Annotated in this window: 17 protein-coding genes; 12 read left to right on the top strand and 5 right to left on the bottom strand. The window is 71.9% G+C overall.

Annotated features, from left to right (window positions below):
• Window positions 1-33: 33 nt before the first annotated feature.
• Both ACNKF0_RS02160 and ACNKF0_RS02165 read left to right on the top strand, forming a co-directional pair.
• A complete protein-coding gene (locus tag ACNKF0_RS02160) occupies window positions 34-432 on the top strand; it encodes a hypothetical protein (protein ID WP_299929227.1) in 399 nt (132 codons plus the stop codon).
• A gap of 87 nt (window positions 433-519) precedes the next feature.
• The gene (locus tag ACNKF0_RS02165; RefSeq protein WP_416955371.1) at window positions 520-1,320 is read left to right on the top strand and encodes a SurA N-terminal domain-containing protein; all 801 of its coding nucleotides are present in this window, start codon (window positions 520-522) and stop codon (window positions 1,318-1,320) included.
• A 3-nt stretch (window positions 1,321-1,323) separates the two neighbouring features.
• Here the strand turns inward: ACNKF0_RS02165 and ACNKF0_RS02170 are convergent, their stop codons facing one another.
• From ACNKF0_RS02170 to ACNKF0_RS02180, 3 genes are all read right to left on the bottom strand, one after another.
• Window positions 1,324-2,148: an alpha/beta fold hydrolase gene (locus tag ACNKF0_RS02170; protein ID WP_416955373.1), complete on the bottom strand. Its 825-nt coding sequence runs from the start codon at window positions 2,146-2,148 to the stop codon at window positions 1,324-1,326.
• A gap of 19 nt (window positions 2,149-2,167) precedes the next feature.
• Window positions 2,168-2,737 (bottom strand): DJ-1/PfpI family protein, encoded by a 570-nt coding sequence (locus ACNKF0_RS02175; RefSeq protein WP_416955375.1) that lies wholly within the window; start codon window positions 2,735-2,737, stop codon window positions 2,168-2,170.
• 81 nt (window positions 2,738-2,818) lie between these two features.
• Entirely contained in the window at window positions 2,819-3,565 is a 747-nt protein-coding gene (locus ACNKF0_RS02180; protein WP_416955377.1) for a GntR family transcriptional regulator, read from the bottom strand.
• Between the two features lie 181 nt (window positions 3,566-3,746).
• On the opposite strand from ACNKF0_RS02180, the gene ACNKF0_RS02185 reads away from it, so the two are divergent.
• The 7 genes from ACNKF0_RS02185 to ACNKF0_RS02215 all read left to right on the top strand — a co-directional run bounded on the left by ACNKF0_RS02185 (window position 3,747) and on the right by ACNKF0_RS02215 (window position 12,012).
• Entirely contained in the window at window positions 3,747-5,027 is a 1,281-nt protein-coding gene (locus ACNKF0_RS02185; RefSeq protein ID WP_416955379.1) for an iron-containing alcohol dehydrogenase, read from the top strand.
• Entirely contained in the window at window positions 5,027-6,502 is a 1,476-nt protein-coding gene (locus ACNKF0_RS02190) for an NAD-dependent succinate-semialdehyde dehydrogenase (RefSeq protein ID WP_416955381.1), read from the top strand. Before ACNKF0_RS02185 ends, ACNKF0_RS02190 begins: the two co-directional genes overlap by 1 nt.
• 79 nt (window positions 6,503-6,581) lie before the next feature.
• Window positions 6,582-8,009, top strand: a complete 1,428-nt coding sequence (locus tag ACNKF0_RS02195; protein ID WP_416955383.1) for an extracellular solute-binding protein — start codon at window positions 6,582-6,584, stop codon at window positions 8,007-8,009.
• 10 nt (window positions 8,010-8,019) lie between these two features.
• Window positions 8,020-8,961 carry a carbohydrate ABC transporter permease gene (locus ACNKF0_RS02200; protein WP_416955385.1) on the top strand — a complete coding sequence of 314 codons (942 nt, stop codon included), beginning with the start codon at window positions 8,020-8,022 and terminating at the stop codon, window positions 8,959-8,961.
• Window positions 8,961-9,869 carry a carbohydrate ABC transporter permease gene (locus ACNKF0_RS02205; protein ID WP_416955387.1) on the top strand — a complete coding sequence of 303 codons (909 nt, stop codon included), beginning with the start codon at window positions 8,961-8,963 and terminating at the stop codon, window positions 9,867-9,869. The genes ACNKF0_RS02200 and ACNKF0_RS02205 overlap by 1 nt, the downstream gene beginning before the upstream one ends.
• On the top strand, window positions 9,869-10,936 hold the full coding sequence (locus ACNKF0_RS02210; protein ID WP_416955389.1) for an ABC transporter ATP-binding protein: 1,068 nt from the start codon (window positions 9,869-9,871) through the stop codon (window positions 10,934-10,936). Before ACNKF0_RS02205 ends, ACNKF0_RS02210 begins: the two co-directional genes overlap by 1 nt.
• On the top strand, window positions 10,936-12,012 hold the full coding sequence (locus ACNKF0_RS02215) for an ABC transporter ATP-binding protein (RefSeq protein ID WP_416955391.1): 1,077 nt from the start codon (window positions 10,936-10,938) through the stop codon (window positions 12,010-12,012). The genes ACNKF0_RS02210 and ACNKF0_RS02215 overlap by 1 nt, the downstream gene beginning before the upstream one ends.
• A 14-nt stretch (window positions 12,013-12,026) precedes the next feature.
• Here the strand turns inward: ACNKF0_RS02215 and ACNKF0_RS02220 are convergent, their stop codons facing one another.
• Window positions 12,027-12,371 (bottom strand): response regulator transcription factor, encoded by a 345-nt coding sequence (locus ACNKF0_RS02220; protein WP_416955393.1) that lies wholly within the window; start codon window positions 12,369-12,371, stop codon window positions 12,027-12,029.
• Window positions 12,372-12,505: 134 nt separating this feature from the next.
• Between ACNKF0_RS02220 and ACNKF0_RS02225 the strand changes: the two genes are divergently transcribed.
• From ACNKF0_RS02225 to ACNKF0_RS02235, 3 genes are read left to right on the top strand one after another with little or no spacing between them, the layout of a single operon-like run.
• Window positions 12,506-14,503, top strand: a complete 1,998-nt coding sequence (locus ACNKF0_RS02225; protein WP_416955395.1) for an ATP-binding protein — start codon at window positions 12,506-12,508, stop codon at window positions 14,501-14,503.
• Window positions 14,500-15,501, top strand: coding sequence for a hypothetical protein (locus tag ACNKF0_RS02230; RefSeq protein WP_416955397.1), 1,002 nt, complete (start codon window positions 14,500-14,502; stop codon window positions 15,499-15,501). The genes ACNKF0_RS02225 and ACNKF0_RS02230 overlap by 4 nt, the downstream gene beginning before the upstream one ends.
• Before the next feature lie 7 nt (window positions 15,502-15,508).
• Window positions 15,509-17,191, top strand: a complete 1,683-nt coding sequence (locus ACNKF0_RS02235) for a WXG100 family type VII secretion target (protein ID WP_416955399.1) — start codon at window positions 15,509-15,511, stop codon at window positions 17,189-17,191.
• 110 nt (window positions 17,192-17,301) lie between these two features.
• Here ACNKF0_RS02235 and icmF read toward each other — a convergent pair whose 3' ends face one another.
• On the bottom strand, window positions 17,302-20,526 hold the full coding sequence (gene icmF / locus ACNKF0_RS02240; protein WP_416955401.1) for a fused isobutyryl-CoA mutase/GTPase IcmF: 3,225 nt from the start codon (window positions 20,524-20,526) through the stop codon (window positions 17,302-17,304).
• Between the last annotated feature and the right edge of the window lie 6 nt (window positions 20,527-20,532).

Raw genomic sequence — 20,532 nt, forward strand, 5'->3', positions numbered from 1 at the left:
GCGCGGACTCCCCAGCAGGGGCACACTTGACCCATGCGCTTCACCGAGCACGAGCTGACCGTCGCCGTCACCGCAGCCGCCAAGATCGTCGCCGCCGGCAAGGTCGGCCGCCGCGCCAAGGGTGAGGCGGCCTGGGAGTCGATGAGCAAGCTCGACCGCTACCACCTGCTGGACGCGGTCGGCAGCCAGGTGCTGCCCGTGCTCCTGGCCCTCCCCGACGTCGAGGTGCCCGCCGGCACCCGGCCGACCTTCACCGACGCCCAGATCTCCGAGGCCGTGGAGCAGACGCTCGGCGACAGCGGCGTGGGCCGGCTGCGGCAGAAGGTCGCGGTCGCGGCCCGCCTCACGCTCGTGCGTACGGCGCTCGCGCAGCTCCCGGTGCGCCAGGACCCGGACGCGCTCGTCGTGCCCGACTCCCTCGAGGACCTGTGACCGGCGCCATGCGCCGCCCCACGACCTGAGAACCCTGAGGACCGCGCTCAGGTTGGGTGCGTACCGTCGGTGGTGATGACTTCCACGATGACTTCCCTGCTCCGGTCGCGCACCCGCACCGCCCTCGGCGCCCTCTCGGTCGCCGCGGTCCTCACCCTCTCCGCCTGCGGCGGCTCGGACTCCTCCGACGCCGACGCAGGCAAGGACGCCTCGTCCAGCGCGTCCCCGTCGGCCGATGAGTCGGCCGATGACTCGGCGGACGCGGCCGAGGGCCCGCAGCCGGACCTCGACGCCATCCCCGACGTCGTGGCCGAGGTCAACGGCGAGGAGGTGACCAAGGAGGAGTTCGTCCCGATCTACGAGGCGGCCTTCCAGCAGGCGGCCGCCCAGGCGCAGATGGGTGGCGAGGAGCCCGACGAGGAGGCGCTCCGCAAGGAGACCGCCGACAACCTCGTCGACACCGAGCTGCTCCTCCAGGAGGCCGAGTCGCGCGGCCTCGAGGTCAGCGACGACGCCGTCGAGGCCGAGCTGGCCGCCCTCGCCGAGCAGAACGGCATGACGTCGACCGAGGAGCTGCTGAAGGCGGTCGAGGCCCAGGGCGTCACCGCCGACCAGGCGCGCGAGCAGGTCGAGACGCAGGCAATGGTCGAGCAGCTCGTCGCCGACGAGAACGGCCCGTTCGAGCCGACCGACAAGGAGCTGCGCGCGATCTACGACCAGGCCAAGAAGCAGCAGGCCGCCTCGGGTGGCGGCGGGCAGGAGTTCCCGCCCTTCGCCCAGGTGCGCTCGCAGCTCGAGGAGCAGGCGATGAACCAGGAGACCGGCAAGGTCGCCACGGCCCTGGTGGACGACCTCCGCAAGGACGCGGACATCACCGTCAACCTCTGACGGTCAACCCCTGACGAGGAAGGCCGCCAACAGCTCCCGGAAGGCCGTCGGCTGCTCCAGCTGCGGCGCGTGACCGCAGCGGCCGAGCACGTGGAGGCGTACGTCGCCCAGGTGGTCGAGGAGGGGCAGGGCGGCGGTCCGCAGGGGGGTGAGCCGGTCCTGCGCCCCGTGGACCAGCAGCACGGGCGCGCGCACGGCGGCCAGGGTGGCGGCCGACAGCGTCAGGTCGTCGACCCAGCGAGTACGGGGCGCCGGGAACATCGCGGCGAACGCCTCGGCACCGGCCCGCATCGCGTCGGCGCGCGCCGCCACTGCCTCGTCGGTGACGAGCGACTGGTCCGCGACGAGGCGACCCAGCATGTCGCGGGCCCCCTCGGGGCCGGGTGGCGCGGCCCAGACGGCGTTGAGGTCGGTGGACAGCGGTGCCTCGGGGGCGCCCATCGTCCCGACCGCGACGACCCGGCTGACCTGGCGGGGGCGCGCGGCGGCCAGTGCGAGGGCGACCGCGCCTCCCATCGAGTGACCCACGACGGCGTACGACGTCTCGCCGAGGGCGTCCATGAGTGCGGCCGCCTGCTCGGTCCACACCCGCAGCCCGCCCGACGTCCCGGCGGGGAGCGGGGTGCGGCCGAAGCCCGCCTGGTCGGGAGCCACCACCCGGTGCGACGCGGCGAGCGACGTGGCGGTCGCCGCCCAGGCGCCGTCACCCGTGGTGCCGGGCCCCGAGCCGTGCAGCATCAGCACGGCGGGCCCGGACCCGGTGTCGAGCACGTGCACCGGGGAGCCGGCGACCTTGACGGTCCGCCCCCCGGTGACGAGCACGCTCATCGCGACGTGGAGGAGCCGGTCATGCCGACGCGCCGCCGATGGACTTGTCGAAGACCTCCATCATGGCCCGGCCGAACTGCGGCATGTCGGGCCAGCCGCGGCAGGAGACCAGGTTGCCGTCGACGCAGTCCGGGGCGTCGATGACCGTCGCGCCGGCGTTCTCCATGTCGCCGGTGATGGGCGGGAAGCACGCGGTCTTCCGCCCCTTGAGCAGCCCGTAGACCGCGGGGACCTGCGCGCCGTGGCAGACCAGCGCGATGGGCAGGTCGCGGGCGAAGAAGTGCTCGGTGATGCGGCGTACGTCGGCGTCGACGCGGATCCACTCCGGAGCCCGACCGCCGGGGATGATCAGCGCGTCGTAGCGCTCCAGGTCCACCTCGGACCAGGTCACGTCGACCGGCAGCTTGCGGCCGTTCTTCTCGACGTAGGCGTCGGAGTTGGGGTCGAACTCGTGGATCACGAGCTGGATGTCGCGTGTCGTCAGGGAGGCGACGTCGACGTCCCACCCGCCCTCCTGCACGCGGTAGTAGGGGTACATCGTGTCGAGCTCTTCGGCGGCGTCGCCGGTCATGAGCAGTGCTCTGGGCACCTGGATCTCCTCGCACTCTGGATCGGGTGGGCTGGCGTCGATCCCGACCAGATCAGATTGGATCGGATTGGATCGGTCGGCCTAGGATTCCGTCGGCCGGGCGCTGCCGTCAAGGCCCTGTCCGGACCGGTCCGCCTCCTGGGACTCGTCGAAGAGCCTCCGGAAGCGGTCGCGCGAGAGCAGGATGTGCCGCCGCATGGCGTACGCGGCCGCGTCGGGGTCCCGCGCCGCGATCGCACCCAGAACCTCCTCGTGCTCGCCCATCGCCAGGAAGGTGACCTCGGCGTCGTAGAGCAGGCGGAACAGGTGCACGTGGGTGTGCAGCCGGGCGAGGGCCTCGCGGACGACCTGGTTGCCGGCGCTGTCGGCGACGAGGTCGTGGAAGGCGGCGTCGCGCAGGCCGAAGGCGCCGTAGGCCACGGTGCGGTCGCCCTCGACCAGCTCGGCCATGTCGTCGAGCATCCGCCGCAGGCCGCTGACCTGCTCGGACGAGGCGCGCTCGGCCGCGTGGCGCGCGGCTGCGGGCTCGAGGAGGAGGCGGATCTCCACCATGTCCTCGAACCGCTCACGCGTGATCTGCGGCGGGATCCGGTAGCCGGCGTGGGGGACCCGTACGACGAGCCCGTCGGCCTCCATGCGGTTGAGCGCGTCGCGGATCGGGGTCTGGGAGACGCGCAGCTCGCGCGCCAGCGCGTCGATCGTCACCCGGGAGCCGGGCTCGATGCGCAGCGACATCAGCTGGCCCAGGAGGGTGTCGTAGACCTCGTCGGCCAGGCGGCCCCGCGTGCGGTCCACCCGGAGCCCGTCCCCCGTCGTCGCCTCGTCCATGTCGTCGGTCCCTTCTCAGCGTGTCGTGCCCGGACCTGTTGACAGGGGCCGGTTGCGTGGCTCATGCTCTCGCACCAATCGGATCGTATAGGAAATGGGTCGACCGACAAGTCCCTCCGGGGAGCGGTCCAGCCCCTCCCGCCGGACCGGTTCCCCATCCCTCCTCCCCGACGGAGCCCCCATGAGCTTGCTCGGCGTCCTGCGCGGTCCGCGCCAGGTCCTGTTCGGAGCCGGGCAGCGCCATGCGCTCGGGACGGTCGTCGCGGCCCTGGGCTCACGCGCCCTGGTCTGCACCGACGCCCGCTTCGGCGCCACCCCGGAGTTCGCCCACCTCGTCCGCCTCCTCGAGGACTCGGGCGTGCACGTCACGTCGTACACCGAGGTCGAGCCCGACGTCCCCGTCCACCAGGTGGTCCGGTGCGCCGAGCTCGCCGCCGCTGCGGAGCCCGACGTCGTGGTGGGGATGGGTGGGGGCAGCTGCCTCGACCTGGCCAAGGCGGTCGCGGTGCTGCTCACCCACGGCGGGACCCCCGCGGACTACTACGGCGAGCTGCGCGTGCCCGGGCCCGTCATGCCGGTCGTCGCCCTGCCCACCACGGCGGGCACCGGGTCGGAGGTGACACCGGTGGCGGTGCTCACCGACCCCGACCGGATCAGCAAGGTGGGCATCTCCAGCCCGCACCTCATCCCGCACGCCGCACTGTGCGACCCCGAGCTCACCGTCGGCTGCCCACCGCCGCTCACCGCGAGCGCGGGTGCTGACGCCCTCTCCCACGTGGTCGAGGCCTTCACCGCGATCCGTCGCCCGGGTACCACCGAGCTGGCGACCGAGCGCGTCTTCGTCGGCAAGAACGAGCTGACCGACACCTACGCCCTGCTCGGCGTCCGGCTGATCGCGGGCAGCCTGCACCGTGCCTGGTCCAGCCCCGGCGACGTCGAGGCGCGGGAGGCGATGATGCTCGGCGCGACCGCCGGCGGCTTCGCCCTCGGCACCGCAGGTACGGCGGCGGCGCACGCCATCCAGTACCCGGTCGGGGCCCTCACCCACACGCCGCACGGCGTCGGGGTCGGCGCACTCCTGCCCTACGTGATGGAGTTCAACCGGCCCACCCGCGTGCCCGAGCTGGCCGCCGTCGCCGTGGCGATGGGCGCCTCGCCCGACTGGTCGGCCGAGGACCTCGCGGACGAGGCGATCGACCGCGTCGCGGCGCTGCTGGCCTCGGTGGGGATCCCCACCACCCTGGCCGAGCTCGGCCTGCCGGCCGACCAGCTGCGCTGGACCGCCGAGCAGGCCGCCGGTGCCGAACGGCTGGTGGCCAACAACCCGCGGCCCCTCGACGTCGACGCGCTCGAGCACATCGTGCGCGCCGCCCACGCGGGCGACCGGTCGGCGCTGCGCGAGGCCGTGACCGCACCGCCCGTGCCGACGCCCGCCGGTCTCGGCGCGATGGGTGGTGCGTGATGACCGTCGTGGACGAGGTGCTGCGCCCGGTCGCCGACGTGATCGACGTACCGACCGACCTGTTCGTCGCAGGCGCGTGGCGCCCCGCCGGCGCCGGACGACGGCTGGAGGTGCGCGACCCGGCCACGGGCTCGGTGCTGGCCTCCGTGGCCGACGCCGACACCGACGACGCGACCGCGGCCATCGATGCCGCGGCCACCGCTGCGGCCGACTGGGCGGCGACCTCGCCCCGCTCGCGCGCCGACCTGCTGATGCGGGCGTTCCATCTCATGCACGAGCGCAGCGAGGAGCTCGCGCTCCTCATCTCCCTCGAGAACGGCAAGTCGCTCGCCGATGCCCGTGGCGAGGTGGCCTACGCGGCGGAGTTCTTCCGCTGGTACGCCGAGGAGGGCGTCCGGCTGCGCGGCCAGGTGGGACACGCCCCCAGCGGCGCCAACCGGCTGCTGGTGACCTACCAGCCGGTCGGCGTGAGCGTGCTCGTCACGCCCTGGAACTTCCCCGCGGCGATGGCCACCCGCAAGATCGCCCCGGCGCTCGCGGCCGGGTGCACCACGGTCCTCAAGCCCGCCGCCGAGACGCCGCTGACCGCCCTGGCGGTGGCCGCACTCCTGGAGGAGGTCGGGCTGCCCGCCGGCGTGCTGAACGTCGTCACGACCTCCCACCCGGGACCGGTCGTGGAGGCGATGCTCACCGACCGGCGGACCCGGATGCTGTCCTTCACCGGCTCCACCGAGATCGGTCGCGTGCTGCTGCGCACCGCCGCCGACAACGTCCTCAAGTGCGCCATGGAGCTCGGCGGCAACGCCCCCTTCGTGGTCCTCGAGGACGCCGACGTCGAGGCGGCGCTCGAGGGCGCGATGGTCGCGAAGATGCGCAACGGCGGGCAGGCCTGCACCGCGGCCAACCGGTTCTTCGTCCATGCCTCGGTCCACGACGCCTTCGTCGAGGGGCTCATCGCCCGGATGGCCGCCGTCCGGGTCGGGCCCGGCGCCGAGGAGGCCACCCAGTGCGGGCCGCTCATCAACGACCACGCCGTCCGCAAGGTCGACCTGCTGGTCCGCGACGCCGTCCACCGCGGCGCGCGGGCCATGATCGGCGGACGCGCCCCCGACGGCCCGGGCTCCTTCTACCCGCCCACCGTGCTGGTCGACGTACCCCACGACGCCCGCGTCCTGCACGAGGAGGTCTTCGGACCCGTCGCCCCGGTCGTCCGCTTCGAGAGCGAGGAGGAGCTGCTGCCGGTCGTCAACGACACCGACCTCGGCCTGGTCAGCTACCTCTACACCCGCGACCTCGCCCGTGGCCTCCGGCTCGCGGAGCGCCTCGAGAGCGGGATGGTCGGGCTCAACCGCGGGCTCGTCTCGGACCCCGCCGCCCCCTTCGGTGGCACCAAGCAGAGCGGGCTCGGCCGCGAGGGCAGCACCGAGGGACTCCTGGAGTTCCTGGAGGCCCAGTACGTCGCCACCTCCTGGTGAGCGACCCCCAGCACCGTCACCAGCACCACACCCGTCAGCACCACCCGGTCACATCCCCCGAGCAGGAAGCAGGAAGCAGATGCGGTACCTACAGCGAGCGGGACGCAGGTCCCTCCCCGGCCGGCACGTCCGCCTGGCCACGGCCGCCATCCTCGTGGCGTCGGCCCTCGCGGCCTGCGGCGGCGGTGACGACGGCGACGGTGGCGACGCCGAGGCGAGCAGCACCAAGGCGCCGGCGACGATCCCCGAGCTCACCGACGACCCGCTGACGCTCAGCTTCATCTGGTTCGAGTGGCCGCCGGCCCAGGCGCTGGAGGACTTCGCCAACGCGGAGTACACCAAGGAGCGGCCCAACGTGACCATCGAGGTCAACACGGTGCCCAACGCCAACTGGCACGACGCGATGTTCACCCAGTTCGCCGCGCGGCAGACCGACTTCGACATCCCGATCCTGGACTCCCAGCACATCGGTGAGGCCGTCACCAACGGCAACATCCTCGACCTCACCGACTTCGTCGACGAGAACATCGACGTCGACGCCTACGACCCCTACCTGCTCGCCGCCTACGGTCAGTACCCGCAGGCCGAGACCGGTCAGCGCGACGAGGACGCCAGCCTCTACGGCCTGCCGCTCCTGGGTGACACCTGGACGATGATCTACCGCAAGGACCTCATCGGTGACGAGCCGCCGGAGACCTGGGACGAGATGATCGACGTCGCCCGGCAGTGCCAGGAGGACAACCCCGGCGTCAGCGGGCTCGCCTTCCACCAGGCCAACGGCTCCGACGCCGCAGCCGTCACCTACAACACGGTCAACGGTGTCTACGGCGGCAACCTCTGGAACGCCGAGGACAAGACGATCGAGGGCGTCATCAACGACGAGGCCGGCCAGAAGGCCATGGACGTCCTGGTCAACGAGATGAAGCCGCTGACCGCGAAGGGCTCGGGCAACTGGTTCATCGACGAGGTCAACGCCGCGGTGGCGCAGGGCAAGGCCTGCATCGCGTTCCAGTGGATCGCCGCCGCCGGGGGCCTGGTCGACCCTGCACAGTCGACGCTCGGCAAGACCGAGGACGAGATCCTCGACAAGCTCGGCTTCGCCACCCTGCCGACCCAGGACGCCGACGTCGTGCCCCTCGGCGGGATGGGCATGCACATCTCCGCCTACGCGCCTGCCGACCGGCAGGCCGAGGCGCTCAACTTCATGAAGTGGTTCGAGCAGGAGGACGTGCAGAAGAAGTGGGCCGCGGCGGGCGGCGTGCCGGCGCGCACCGACGCGCTCGAGTCGCCGGAGTTCCTCGAGGCCGGACCTTTCAACCAGGTGTACGCCGACTCGGTGTCCCGCATGCGCGACATGTGGAACGTGCCGGAGTACGCCCGCCTGATCGACATCGAGAACACCAACGTCAACGCGGCGCTCAACGGGGCCAAGGACCCCGAGGAGGCGCTCGACGACATCGCCGAGCAGCAGCAGCAGGTGCTCGACTCCAGCGGCGGCGGGCTGTGAGTCGACGACCATGACCACCACGACCGACCACCCGGTGCAGGAGGCGTCCTCGACGTCGCCCCCTGCACCGGGGCGGTCCCCCCGCCTCACCGACGGCCGGCTGGCGCTGGTGTTCATCTCGCCGGCGATGCTGCTGCTGCTGACGATGTCGGTGTTCCCGCTGCTGTGGGCGCTCTACCTGTCCTTCACCGACTACTCCGCCACGCGAGACGCGCCGGCCGACTTCGTCGGGTTCGAGAACTACACCACCATCCTCACGTCCCCGGAGGTCTGGCAACGGGCCCTCACGACACTGGTCTACGTCACCGGGGCCGTGGCGCTGCAGACCGTGCTGGGCTTCGGCATCGCGTACCTGATCTCGCGGCGGGCCCGCGGACGAGGGGTGCTGACCACCCTGTTCCTGGTGCCGATGATGCTGTCGCCGGTCGTGGTCGGCCTGTTCTGGAAGTTCATGCTCGACGCCCAGTTCGGGGTGATCAACTCCATGCTCGGCTCGCTCGGCTTCGGGCAGGTGGAGTGGCTCACCCGGCAGCGGACGGCCTTGTTCTCGCTGATCGTGGTCGACACGTGGCAGTGGACGCCGTTCATCATGCTCATCGCACTCGCCGGCCTCACCGCGGTCCCGAAGTACCTCTACGAGGCCGCGTCCATCGACCGCGCGTCGGAGTGGTTCCGCTTCCGCCACATCACGCTGCCCATGGTCTGGCCCCTGCTGCTCATCGCGGTCATGTTCCGCGCCATCGAGGCCTTCCGGCTGTTCGACCTCGTCTACATCCTCACCAGCGGAGGCCCCGGGGTCTCCACCGAGACGTTGTCGTTCCACGTCTACAAGGTCGCGTTCCTCGGCTTCAACACCGGGCTCGCGTCGGCGTACGGGATCCTCATGGTCCTCGTCGTCATCGTCCTGGCGCAGCTCTACCTGCGCTACCTGAACAAGCTCAAGGAGGGGTGATGGCCATCTCCATCGACGAGGCCGTGCCCGGCCCCGCCACGGACGACGCGCCGCCGCAGCGTCGCCGCGGTGGCCGGGGCCGGATGGTGGTCGAGGTCCTGCTCCTGACCGCGCTGGCGGTGGCCATGCTCTTCCCGGTGCTCTGGATGCTCGAGACGTCCATCAAGGAGAACCGCGACGTCTACGCCGTGCCCGCGAAGTTCTTCGGCTTCGACATCACGCTGGACCACTACAAGGACGTGTTCGTCGCGCAGGGCGGCGGCCGGTCGGACCTGTCCGGGTCGTTCCTCAACTCGGTCATCGTGGCCGGCGCGTCGACCGTGCTGGCCACCGCGCTGGGCGTGCCGGCGGCGTGGGCCTACTCGCGCTTCACCCTGAAGGCCGAGAAGGACCAGCTCTTCTTCATCCTGTCGACCCGCTTCATGCCGCCCGTGGTCGTGGTGATCCCGATCTTCCTCATGTATCGCGAGCTCGGGCTCATCGACAGCAAGCTCGGGCTGGTCCTCATCTACGCCGCGTTCAACGTGCCGTTCACGATCTGGATGATGAAGGGCTTCGTCGACGAGGTGCCGGCGGAGTACGAGGACGCGGCGATGCTCGACGGCTACACCCGGCTGCAAGCGTTCTGGCGCGTGACGTTGCCGCTGCTCGTGCCGGGCATCGCCGCGACGGCGGTCTTCGCGCTGATCTTCTCGTGGAACGAGTTCGTCTTCGCCATCTTCCTCACCTCCAGCCAGGAGGTGCGTACGGCGCCACCCGCCATCGCCGGACTGATCGGCGGCACCACCGTGGACTGGGGCCTGGTCGCGGCGTCGGCGGTGGTCTTCGCGCTGCCGGTGCTGGTGTTCGCCTACCTCGTGCGCAAGCACCTCGTGGCCGGCGTGACCCTCGGGGCGGTGCGACGCTGATGGCCGGCATCGAGGTGACCTCCCTGCACAAGCGCTACCCCGACGGCACCGTCGCGGTGGAGCACGTGGACCTGTCGATCGGGGACGGCGAGCTGTTCGTGATGCTCGGCCCGTCCGGATGCGGCAAGACGACGACCCTGCGCGCGATGGCCGGGCTGGAGCGGCAGACCTCCGGCGACATCCGCATCGGTCGGACGCTCGTCAACGACCTGCCGCCGGCGGAGCGCGACATCGCCATGGTCTTCCAGTTCTACGCGCTCTACCCGCACCTCAAGACCCGCGACAACCTCGCCTTCCCGCTCCGGGCCGAGGGCCAGCCCGAGAAGGAGGTCAGGGAGCGGGTCGCCGAGGTCGCGCGGATGATGCAGCTCGAGCGACTGCTCGACCGCAAGCCGCAGCACCTCTCGGGCGGCGAGCAGCAGCGCGTCGCCCTGGCCCGCGCACTCGTCCGCCGACCGCAGGCCTTCTTGATGGACGAACCGCTGACGAACCTCGACGCGGAGCTGCGGGCGGACGTGCGCACGGAGATCAAGCACCTGCAGGCCGAGCTCGGGACGACGATGGTCTACGTCACCCACGACCAGGTCGAGGCGATGTCGCTCGGGCACCGGATCGCGATCCTCAACAAGGGACGGGTGGAGCAGATCGGCACCCCGCTCGAGGTCTACGACCGGCCCGCCAGCCTGTTCTGCGCCGCGTTCATCGGCTCGCCGCCGATGAACCTGATCGAGGTGCAGGTGGCCGAAGGTGCCCTCCGCGGCCCCGGCGGCCTCGTCCTCACCCCGCCCGAGGGCCTGCCGCGCGACCGCTCGCTCGTCGCCGGCGTACGACCGGAGGCGCTCGAGGTGACCGCGCCCGGTGCCGATCGGACCGTCCCCGCCCGGGTCGTCTCCGCCGAGGCGTTGGGCGACGAGATCATCTACGTGGTCGACCACGGCGGCGCGCGCGACGTACGGGTCCGGATGCCACCGACCGTGCGCTTCGCCGCCGACGAGCAGGTCGGGCTGCGCCATGCCGGCGGGACCCCGCCGGTCTACGACACGAGCACGGAAGAGCTGGTGGCCTGATGGGAACCGTGTCAGCGCACGGGATGCGCAAGTCCTTCGGCGAGGTGCAGGCCCTCGACGGGGTCACCCTCGACGTGCCGGACGGTTCGTTCTTCGTGGTGCTCGGCCCGTCCGGGGCGGGCAAGACCACGACCCTGCGGGCGATCGCCGGCCTGGAGAAGCTCGACGAGGGCTCGGTGCACCTCGACGGCAGGGACGCGACGGCAGACACCCCTGCCGCCCGGGACCTCGCCATGGTCTTCCAGAGCTATGCCCTCTACCCGCGGCGGACGGCGTACGACAACATCGCCTCGCCGCTGCGGGCCCGCAAGGCGTCCTCGAGCGACATCGCCGCAGCGGTCGAGCAGGTCGCGGCGCTGCTGCACATCGAGCGGTTGCTGGAACGCCGGCCCGCCCAGATGTCGGGTGGCGAGATGCAGCGCGTCGCGCTGGCCCGGGCGCTCGTGCGTCGCCCGCGCGCCTTCCTGATGGACGAGCCGCTCACCAACCTCGACCTCAAGCTGCGCGTGGAGATGCGCACCGAGCTCACCCGCATCCACCGCACGCTCGGCGGCACCTTCGTCTACGTCACCAACGACCAGGTCGAGGCGCTCTCCATGGCCGACCGCGTCGCGGTGCTGCGGGAGGGACGGGTGCAGCAGGTCGGCACCCCGGCCGAGATCTACGAGCGGCCCGCCAACCAATGGGTCGCCGGATTCGTCGGCAGCCCCCGCATCAGCCTGCTGGCGTGCCGGGCGGAGGGCGACCGGCTCGTCGGCGAGCAGGGCTGGTCCCTGCCGCGCCCCCGGTGGACCACCGCCGAGGACGGGCGACCGCTGCTCCTCGGCCTGCGGGCCGAGGACGTGTCGGTCGAGAAGCGCGGCGACGTCGCGCTGCCCGGTGAGCTCTACGGGCTCGAGCCGCTCGGTGACCGCACCGTGGTCGACGTGAAGGTGGGCTCGGAGATGGTGAAGGTGAAGGCCCGGCCGACCGTCGCGGGCGCGCCGGGGCAGCGGGTGTCGGTCACGGTCGACCTCGACCGTGCTCACATCTTCGACGCCGGCACCGGGCTGGCCCTGTCCACCTCGGGGCGGTAACGGCCTGCACCCTGTCAGGGCAGCGCGAGCAGGGTCTCGACGGCGGCCACGAACTCGCGCCGGTTGAACGGCTTGGGCAGGAAGTGCTGGTGCGTGTCGCCCACGTCGAGGTCCCCGGACATGATCAGCACCTTGGTCGTCGGGCTGGAGCGGCGCAGCTCGTCGGCCACCGCGAGGCCCGTCATCCGCGGCATGTGGTGGTCGACCACGACCAGGTCGAAGGTCTGCACCGACGTGTGCTCGAGGACCTCGGCGCCGTCCCCGGCGACGGTGACCACGTGACCGGCGCGCTCGAGGACGTGCCCGATGAAGTCGCGGATGTCGGGCTCGTCGTCGGCGACGAGGCTGCGCGGGGACATGCGTCCGAGTCTGGCCCCCTTCCCGGGTCGGTGTCGCGCCGTGTCGCGGTTTCTGCGGCAGATGTGAGCAGATCGTGAGGTGCGCGCCCGGCGAACCCCCGACGGGCGCCCGACACCGGTCGTAGTGTGTCGCCATGACGAGGGCCCTGTCGCCGGCGCGGGCCGTCGCCTTCGCCGCGGCCTACGTCGTGCTCACCCTCGTCGGACGGGCGACCGCGATCGAGGGCCAGGTCGTCAGCCTCGTCTGGCCGGCCTCCGGTGTCGCGTTCCTGTGGCTGCTCGCCGAGTCGCCCCGCCACGTGCTGCGCGTGCTCGCGCCGCTGCTGGTCCTCCACTTCGGCCTCGTCGTCGCGACCGGGGTGTCGCCGCTGCTGGGCCTCTTCGGCGCGGTGTCGGTGACGCTGCAGACCGCCGTTGCCGGGCTGCTGCTGCGTCGGTGGTGCCCCACCATGCTCGGCGCCGGCGGCACCCAGAGCATCCGGTCACCCCGCAACCTGGCCGCGACCGCCGGGGCGGCGGCCGTCGGCTGCGCGCTCGGTGCCGTGGTCGGGACGCTCGGCCTCTGGCTCGACGGTGTCACGGTGGAGGCCCTCACCCCGGTGGCGTGGTTCGCGCGGCACGTCGTCGGTGTCCTCACCGTCGGCGCGGTCGGGCACCTCGCGTGGGAGTGGCACACGCAGACGATCCCGGCCCGCACCCACGGCGGCTCGCGCACCGAGCTGGTTCTGCTGTGGGTGCTCTCGGTCGTCGCGACCGTGCTGCTCTTCGTGCAGCCCTACCCGGTCGTCTTCCTCGTGATCGGCTTCGCCGTGTGGTCGGCCGCCCGCTTCCGGACGTTCCCCGCCGCGCTGCACTGCCTGGTGCTGGGCGGGACCGCGCTGGCGCTCAGCCTCACCGGCCAGGGCCCGTTCGCCGCCATCGAGGACCCGGTGGCCGAGGTGCTGGTCTCGCAGCTCTTCATGGTCGCCGTGCTCCTCACCGGCCTGGCTGTGGGTGCCCTGGGCGACCGGGTCGACGAGCTGTACGCCGCCGCGACCGCGGCCCGCGCCGACGCGGCCGAGCAGGCCGAGCTCCTCGCCGAGATGACCGAGAGCATGGACGAGGGGCTCGTCGTGCTCGACCCCGAAGGACGCGTCGAGCGCAGCAACGGCGCCAGCCGCCGGCTGGCCCACCGCGTCAGCACCGCGACCACGGATGCCGACGCGCTGGCCGAGCTGGTCGGGCTGCTGAGCGACCCCGCACCGTCCCGCACCGGCGCCGTACGTGCCGAGCTGGGCGTCGGCGACGTGGTGATCGCGCTGCCCAGCGGTGAGGAGGTCGTGCTCGCGGTGTCACGCGCCACGCTGTCGCGCAGCAGCGGGCACCCCGGCGTGCTGCTGGTGCTGCGGGAGGTGACCGAGCACCGCTCGGGCCTGCGGCCGCTGGCCGGCTTCGCCTCGACCGCCGCCCACGACCTGCGCGGCCCGCTCTCGGCGATCCGGTCCTGGCTCTCGCTCGCCGTCGACGACCTCGAGCCCGGGTCGGAGGCCGCAGAGCCGCTGCGCCGTGCCGAACGCGCCTCCGAGCAGATGGGGGAGCTCATCGGTGACCTCCTCGAGCACGCGCTGGCCGAGTCGGGCGAGATCGCCGCGCGCGAGGTGTCCATCACCGGCAGTGGTGGCGTGCTGGGCCAGGTGTCGGGGCTGCTCGGGCCCGAGGACGTGCTGGAGGCGGACCCCGACCTGCCGTCGGTGCGCGCCGACCCGGTCGCGGTGAGGCAGCTGTTCGGCAACCTCATCGGCAACGCCGTCAAGTACGCCCGGCCCGGCGAGCCCGCGACGATCACCGTGCGCGCCAGGCGCCAGGGATCGCGCGTCGTGGTCGAGGTCGAGGACCACGGGGTCGGCGTCGACGACTCCGAGCGCGCCCTGATCTTCCAGCGCTTCCACCGCAGCGGAGCGGTCCGCGCCCACTTCCGCGGGACCGGGATGGGGCTGTCGATCTGCCAGACCATCGTGCAGCGCCACGGCGGCACCATCGAGTGCCTCGCGACCCCGCCCGGCAGCGGGACGGTCTTCCGGTTCGACCTGCCGGCAGCCGAGCCCGGGCGGGAGGTTTCGACCGGTCTCTCCCGTGGCACCATCCCACCGTGAGGTCTTCGGGGGTCGCCGTCTGCGGCATGCTGCTGCTCGGCGCGCTGGTGACCGGGTGCACCGACGACGCGGACGGCTCCGCCGGGCCCGCGGGCCCGGCGGACGACGGGCGATGGCGCACCAGCACGGCACCGGTCGACGCGTCCGGCCTGTCCTGGGCCGTCGGCTCGACGGTCCACCTCGCGGACGGCACCACCGTGGACACGGGCCGCCCGCTGCGGGCCTACGTCGTCGCAGGCGACGGGGTGTTCTTCGTGCCGGCCGACGACGACGCATCCGCCGGCGACCCGGCGTTCACCGGCGCGGACCTGTGGTTCGTGCGCCCGGGAGCGGAACCCGGGCCGACCGGGCTCGAGGTCGCCGGGACCGGCCTGGCCCGCACGCCCGACGGGTCCCGCCTCGTGGTGCTCGACGCGGACTACGACGAGGGCACCGCGGTGATGCGGTTCCTCGACCTGTCCTCCGGCGAGGAGACGACGTCCGAGGACGGGATGGACACCTCCGGCATCGACGACCCGGTCGACCACCTGCTGGAGGCGGAGGTGGAGATCCTCGCCGTCGACGACGAGCGCGTGCGCGCCCGCGTCATCGAGGGCGAGGAGGTCTACGACCTCAGCACCGGGGAGGGGGCGTCTGCGAGCGACGACGAGCCTCCCGTCGTGCGTGACGCGCTGACCAGCCCCGACGGGACGTGGCGAATCGAGAAGCCCGACTCGGGTCCCGACCGCGTCGTCGACGCCGACGGCCGGGCCGTCGACCTCCGGGTCCCGCAGGAGCGGTGGAACCTGTCCTGGTGGGCCGACCAGGAGACAGCGGTCGGCACCGTGATCACCGGCCCGGGCACCGGCAAGCGGACCACCGAGGGCGACACGGTCGCTCTCCTGTCGTGCAGGGTGCCGACCGGTGCCTGCACCGTCCTCGAGGACTCCGCGGGCGAGACGGTGCTGTTCCCGCTCCGCTCGTCGGTGGCCGCGATCATGCTGCAGGACGGGGAGTGACGAGACGGTGACGGACCCGGAGATCGAGTACCGGCGGTTGGTGTCGGGCGACGCTCCCGCCGTGCGCGCCGTGGTCGATGCCCTCGACGGCGTGCTGCACACCCTGGTCGGGGTCCGGGAGGACCTGACCGCCGCCGCAGAGGTCCCGGTCTGGTCGGGGCTGGCCGCGATGGCGTTCACCGCGCGGGCCTCGGGCCTGCGGCAGGGGCTCGGGGTGACCCGGGCGGTGCTGGTGCGTGCGCGCGGCGCCCTCGAGACGGCTGCCTCGGCCTACGAGTCCGCCGAGGACCAGGCCGAGCACTACATCGCCTTCTGGCGCAACCGGCCCGCGGGCCTTCCGCCGGCGGTCGAGGAGATCTTCGCCCGCGTCGTCAACGCCCGCTTGCTCTCGGTCGGCTCCTCCTACAACCAGCAGCTCGCTGCCGTGGAGGCGGTGCTGCGCGGCGAGGACGTCGACCTCGACGACCTCGACGACGAGACCCGGAAGTGGGTCGAGGAGGGGATGGCGAAGAACGAGGAGTGGCTCGACGGCAACAACAGCGACCTCGGACCGATCATCCCCAACACCGCCGCCACCGGCGACGGCCGGGGCTGGATCCCGCAGGGCCTGGGCTACGACCCGAGGACCGGGACGCTGCTCCAGTCGTACTACACCAAGGACGACGAGGGGCACGGCGACGCGTCCTACCTCGCGCTCATCGACGAGGTGACCGGCGCCGAGGTCGGCGAGGTGACCCTCGGCGACACCCATCTCGATGCGGACGGCAACCCCGTCAGTGGCGGCAAGCCCACGCACGCCGGCGGTGTCAGCGTCCGGGGAGACGACGTCTACGTCGTCGACAACGGCGAGGTCTACACCTACTCCCTGGCAGCCCTGCAGTCTGCAGCGCGCGGCGAGACCGTGCCGCAGAAGGCGCCCCCGCAGACCGGCCTCGACGGCGGGTCGTACTCCGCGGTCAAGGACGGGAGGCTCTACCTCGGTGACCACGAGAACGACGAGCTCTACGTCTACGAGCAGGACTCCTCCGGGCAGTGGGTGAAGGTCGACACCGTTGACACGCCGCCCCACTGCCAGGGAGTCCTGGTCCGCGACGGGGAGTACGTCTTCAGTGCCTCCTCGGGCCGCCACGAGGACCACAGCCAGCTCTACGTGCAGGACCTCGACGGCAACCGCAGCGAGCCCTACGACCTGCCGAGCATGTCGCAGGGCGTGGTCGAGGTCGACGGCCAGCTCGTCGTGACCTACGAGTCAGGAGCCGAGGAGTTCGACCACGCGATCACCGGGACCTCTGGCTGGTGGTGGCTGCGCGACGACTACGGCGACCTCTGGGCCAACCCCCACATGACCCGCACCCCGCTGTCCGAGCTGGGTCTTTCGGAGGACGTCGACGTGGAGCCCGGCACCCTGCTGGGTGCGGCCGCCGAGCTCTCTGCGCTCGTCGGGCCCGTGAAGGCCGCGGCCGACGAGGTCCGGGGCCTGCGGGTCCCGGCCGGGGCGCTCGGCGAGGTGCCACGCGCCGCCACGCTCGCCGCGACGGTCGAGGGCCTGCTGGGTGCTGCCGCGAGCAGCCTGGGCACGGGCGCCAGCGCGATCTCGGCGGCGGCGGAGCTGCTCACGACGACCTCGCACGACTACGCGCGCACCGACGACCACGTGGCCGGCGGATTCCGGGGCGTCACGCCCGGCTGAGCCCGGGGCCCCGGTGAGGTTTTGAGCCGCCCGTCGCGACCTCGTTCCTCGCTCGCGGGGCTCCCTCAACCTCTTCGCGTTCGCGTCCTCGCTGCGCTCATCCGCGAGGCTCAGACGTTGCGGCGGTACTGGCCCCCGACCTCGAAGAACGCCTCGGTCACCTGCTGGAGCGAGCAGACGCGGGCGGCGTCCATCAGCACGGCGAAGACGTTGTCGCCGGAGATCGCGGCGTCCTTGAGCCGGGCGAGCGCCTCCTGCGCCTCGGCGCCGTGCGCGGCCTGGAAGGAGCGCACCCGGGCGAGCTGCGACTCCTTCTCGGACTCGGTCGCCCGCGCCAGCTCGACCTCCTTGGGCTGCGCGTCGGCCGCCGACTCCTTGACGAAGGTGTTGACGCCGATGATCGGCAGCGACCCGTCGTGCTTGCGGTGCTCGTAGAGCATCGACTCGTCCTGGATCCGGCCGCGCTGGTAGCCGGTCTCCATCGCGCCGAGCACGCCGCCGCGCTCGTTGATCGAGTCGAACTCCTGGAGGACCGCTGCCTCGACGAGGTCGGTGAGGTCGTCGATGACGTAGGAGCCCTGGAGCGGGTTCTCGTTCATCGCCAGCCCCCACTCGCGGTTGATGATGAGCTGGATCGCCAGCGCGCGTCGCACGGAGTCCTCGGTCGGGGTCGTCACCGCCTCGTCGTACGCGTTGGTGTGGAGGCTGTTGGCGTTGTCGTAGATCGCGATGAGGGCCTGCAGCGTGGTGCGGATGTCGTTGAAGTCCATCTCCTGCGCGTGCAGCGACCGGCCGCTCGTCTGGACGTGGTACTTCAGCTTCTGCGAGCGCTCCGAGGCGCCGTACTTCTCCTTCATCGTCACCGCCCAGATGCGCCGGGCGACGCGGCCGAGCACGCTGTACTCGGGGTCCATGCCGTTGGAGAAGAAGAACGACAGGTTGGGCGCGAAGTCGTCGATGTCCATGCCGCGCGCGAGGTAGGCCTCGACGTAGGTGAAGCCGTTGGCGAGGGTGAAGGCGAGCTGGCTGATGGGGTTCGCCCCGGCCTCGGCGATGTGGTAGCCGGAGATCGAGACGGAGTAGAAGTTGCGGACCTGCCGCTCGATGAACCACTCCTGGATGTCGGCCATCATCCGCAGCGAGAACTCGGTGGAGAACAGGCAGGTGTTCTGCCCCTGGTCCTCCTTCAGGATGTCGGCCTGCACGGTGCCGCGCACGTTGGCGAGGGCGTACGCCTCGAGCTGGGCGCGCTCCTCCTCGCTCGGCTCGCGGCCCTCCCGGTCGGTGAACGCGTCGACCTGCTGGTCGATCGCGGTGTTGAGGAAGAACGCCAGCACCGTCGGGGCCGGGCCGTTGATCGTCATCGAGACGCTGGTCGTCGGCGAGACGAGGTCGAAGCCGTCGTAGAGCGCCTTCATGTCGTCGAGCGTCGCGACCGAGACACCCGAGGTGCCGACCTTGCCGTAGACGTCGGGGCGCGGGTCCGGGTCGCGGCCGTAGAGCGTGACCGAGTCGAACGCCGTCGACAGGCGCGTCGCATCGTTGCCCTCGGACAGGATCTTGAAGCGGCAGTTGGTGCGCGCCGGGTCGCCCTCGCCGGCGAACATGCGGGCGGGGTCCTCGTTGTCGCGCTTGAACGGGAAGACGCCGGCGGTGAAGGGGAAGTAGCCGGGCAGGTTCTCGTTGCGCCAGAACCGCACCAGCTCGCCGTGGTCGGTGAACCGGGGGAGCGAGACGCGCGGGATCTTGTTGCCGCTCAGCGACTCCTTGGTGAGCTTGGTGTGGATCTCGCGGTCGCGCACCACGACGACCTGCTCGTCGCCGGAGTAGGACTCGACCACCGCCGGCCAGCGCTCGACCTGGTCGGTCACCTCGTGCGGGACGGCCTTGCGGGCCGACTCGAGGAGCGCGGCGACCCGGCCCAGGTCGCCGTCGGCCAGCTGGTCGGCGACGTGCTGCACGCGCTGCAGGTGGCGCGCCGCCTCGGCGAGCTCGGACGTACGTGCGTGGTAGCCGCGGACCGTCTCGGTGATCTCCGAGAGGTAGCGGACGCGGTCGGAGGGCACGACCTGGCGGATGCCGGAGGAGTGGCGTACGTCGACGTGGGGGAGCGTGCCCTCGCTGACCTCGAGGCCGGCGTCGGTGAGCTCGGAGCGCAGGTGCTGGTAGAGCGCGGTGACGCCGTCGTCGTTGAAGGTCGCGGCGCTGGTACCAAAGACCGGCATGTCGTGCGGCTGCTTGCCGAAGGCCCCGCGGTTGCGGACGAGCTGGCGCCCGACGTCGCGGAGCGCGTCCTTCGCGCCCCGGCGCTCGAACTTGTTGATCGCGACGCTGTCGGCGAAGTCGAGCATGTCGATCTTCTCCAGCTGCGAGGCGGCGCCGAACTCCGGCGTCATCACGTAGAGCGAGTGGTCGACGAGCGGCACGATGCCGGCGTCGCCCTGGCCGATACCGGGCGTCTCGACGATCACCAGGTCGTGGCCGGCGGCCTTGACCACGTCGATCACGTCGGCGAGGTGCTCGGGCACCTCGTGCGCGCCGCGGGTGGCCAGCGAGCGGAAGAACACGCGGTCGCCGTCGAGGGAGTTGGCCCGGATCCGGTCGCCGAGCAGCGCGCCGCCGCCCTTGCGGCGGGTCGGGTCGACCGCGATGACCGCGATCCGCAGCTTGTCCTGCTGGTCGGTGCGGAAGCGGCGCACGATCTCGTCGGTGAGGCTCGACTTGCCCGAGCCGCCGGTGCCGGTGATGCCGAGGACGGGTACGACGCGGCGCGCGGCGGCGCGGCGTACGTCCTCGAGCAGCGACTCGTCGAGGCGGCCGCCCTCCGCGCCGGTGATCGCGCGGGCCACGGCGAACCGGTCACCCGAGAGCACCTGCTCGGCGGTGACCTGCCGGTCGGCCCAGAGGTCGATGTCGCAGTCGGCGACCACGGAGTTGATCATCCCGACGAGGCCCATCTTCTGGCCGTCCTCGGGGGAGAAGATGGTGACGCCCGAGTCGCGGAGCCGCTGGATCTCCTTCGGCACGATGACGCCGCCACCGCCGCCGACGACGCGCACGTGGCCGGCGCCCGCGGCGCGCAACGACTCGACGAGATACTCGAAGTACTCCACGTGACCGCCCTGGTAGGACGACACCGCGACGCCCTGCGCGTCCTCCTCGAGCGCCGCGTCGACGACCTCCTGCACCGAGCGGTTGTGCCCGAGGTGGATGACCTCGCAGCCCTGGCTCATGAAGATCCGCCGCATGATGTTGATCGACGCGTCGTGCCCGTCGAACAGTGCGGACGCGGTCACGAGACGGATCGGGTGGGTGGGCGTGTGCAGGTCGGCCATGGACAG

Source organism: Nocardioides sp. T5, assembly GCF_048161455.1.
Taxonomy (GTDB): Bacteria; Actinomycetota; Actinomycetes; order Propionibacteriales; family Nocardioidaceae; genus Nocardioides.

What these genes read in the sequence shown, in the direction of transcription:
- ACNKF0_RS02220 (WP_416955393.1), bottom strand. Translation starts at nt 12,371, where the DNA reads ATGTCCCCGCGCAGCCTCGTCGCCGACGACGAGCCCGACATCCGCGAC.
- ACNKF0_RS02200 (WP_416955385.1), top strand. Translation starts at nt 8,020, where the DNA reads ATGACCACCACGACCGACCACCCGGTGCAGGAGGCGTCCTCGACGTCG.
- ACNKF0_RS02165 (WP_416955371.1), top strand. Translation starts at nt 520, where the DNA reads ATGACTTCCCTGCTCCGGTCGCGCACCCGCACCGCCCTCGGCGCCCTC.
- ACNKF0_RS02180 (WP_416955377.1), bottom strand. Translation starts at nt 3,565, where the DNA reads ATGGACGAGGCGACGACGGGGGACGGGCTCCGGGTGGACCGCACGCGG.
- ACNKF0_RS02185 (WP_416955379.1), top strand. Translation starts at nt 3,747, where the DNA reads ATGAGCTTGCTCGGCGTCCTGCGCGGTCCGCGCCAGGTCCTGTTCGGA.
- icmF (WP_416955401.1), bottom strand. Translation starts at nt 20,526, where the DNA reads ATGGCCGACCTGCACACGCCCACCCACCCGATCCGTCTCGTGACCGCG.
- ACNKF0_RS02195 (WP_416955383.1), top strand. Translation starts at nt 6,582, where the DNA reads ATGCGGTACCTACAGCGAGCGGGACGCAGGTCCCTCCCCGGCCGGCAC.
- ACNKF0_RS02215 (WP_416955391.1), top strand. Translation starts at nt 10,936, where the DNA reads ATGGGAACCGTGTCAGCGCACGGGATGCGCAAGTCCTTCGGCGAGGTG.
- ACNKF0_RS02210 (WP_416955389.1), top strand. Translation starts at nt 9,869, where the DNA reads ATGGCCGGCATCGAGGTGACCTCCCTGCACAAGCGCTACCCCGACGGC.
- ACNKF0_RS02205 (WP_416955387.1), top strand. Translation starts at nt 8,961, where the DNA reads ATGGCCATCTCCATCGACGAGGCCGTGCCCGGCCCCGCCACGGACGAC.
- ACNKF0_RS02190 (WP_416955381.1), top strand. Translation starts at nt 5,027, where the DNA reads ATGACCGTCGTGGACGAGGTGCTGCGCCCGGTCGCCGACGTGATCGAC.
- ACNKF0_RS02160 (WP_299929227.1), top strand. Translation starts at nt 34, where the DNA reads ATGCGCTTCACCGAGCACGAGCTGACCGTCGCCGTCACCGCAGCCGCC.
- ACNKF0_RS02225 (WP_416955395.1), top strand. Translation starts at nt 12,506, where the DNA reads ATGACGAGGGCCCTGTCGCCGGCGCGGGCCGTCGCCTTCGCCGCGGCC.
- ACNKF0_RS02170 (WP_416955373.1), bottom strand. Translation starts at nt 2,148, where the DNA reads ATGAGCGTGCTCGTCACCGGGGGGCGGACCGTCAAGGTCGCCGGCTCC.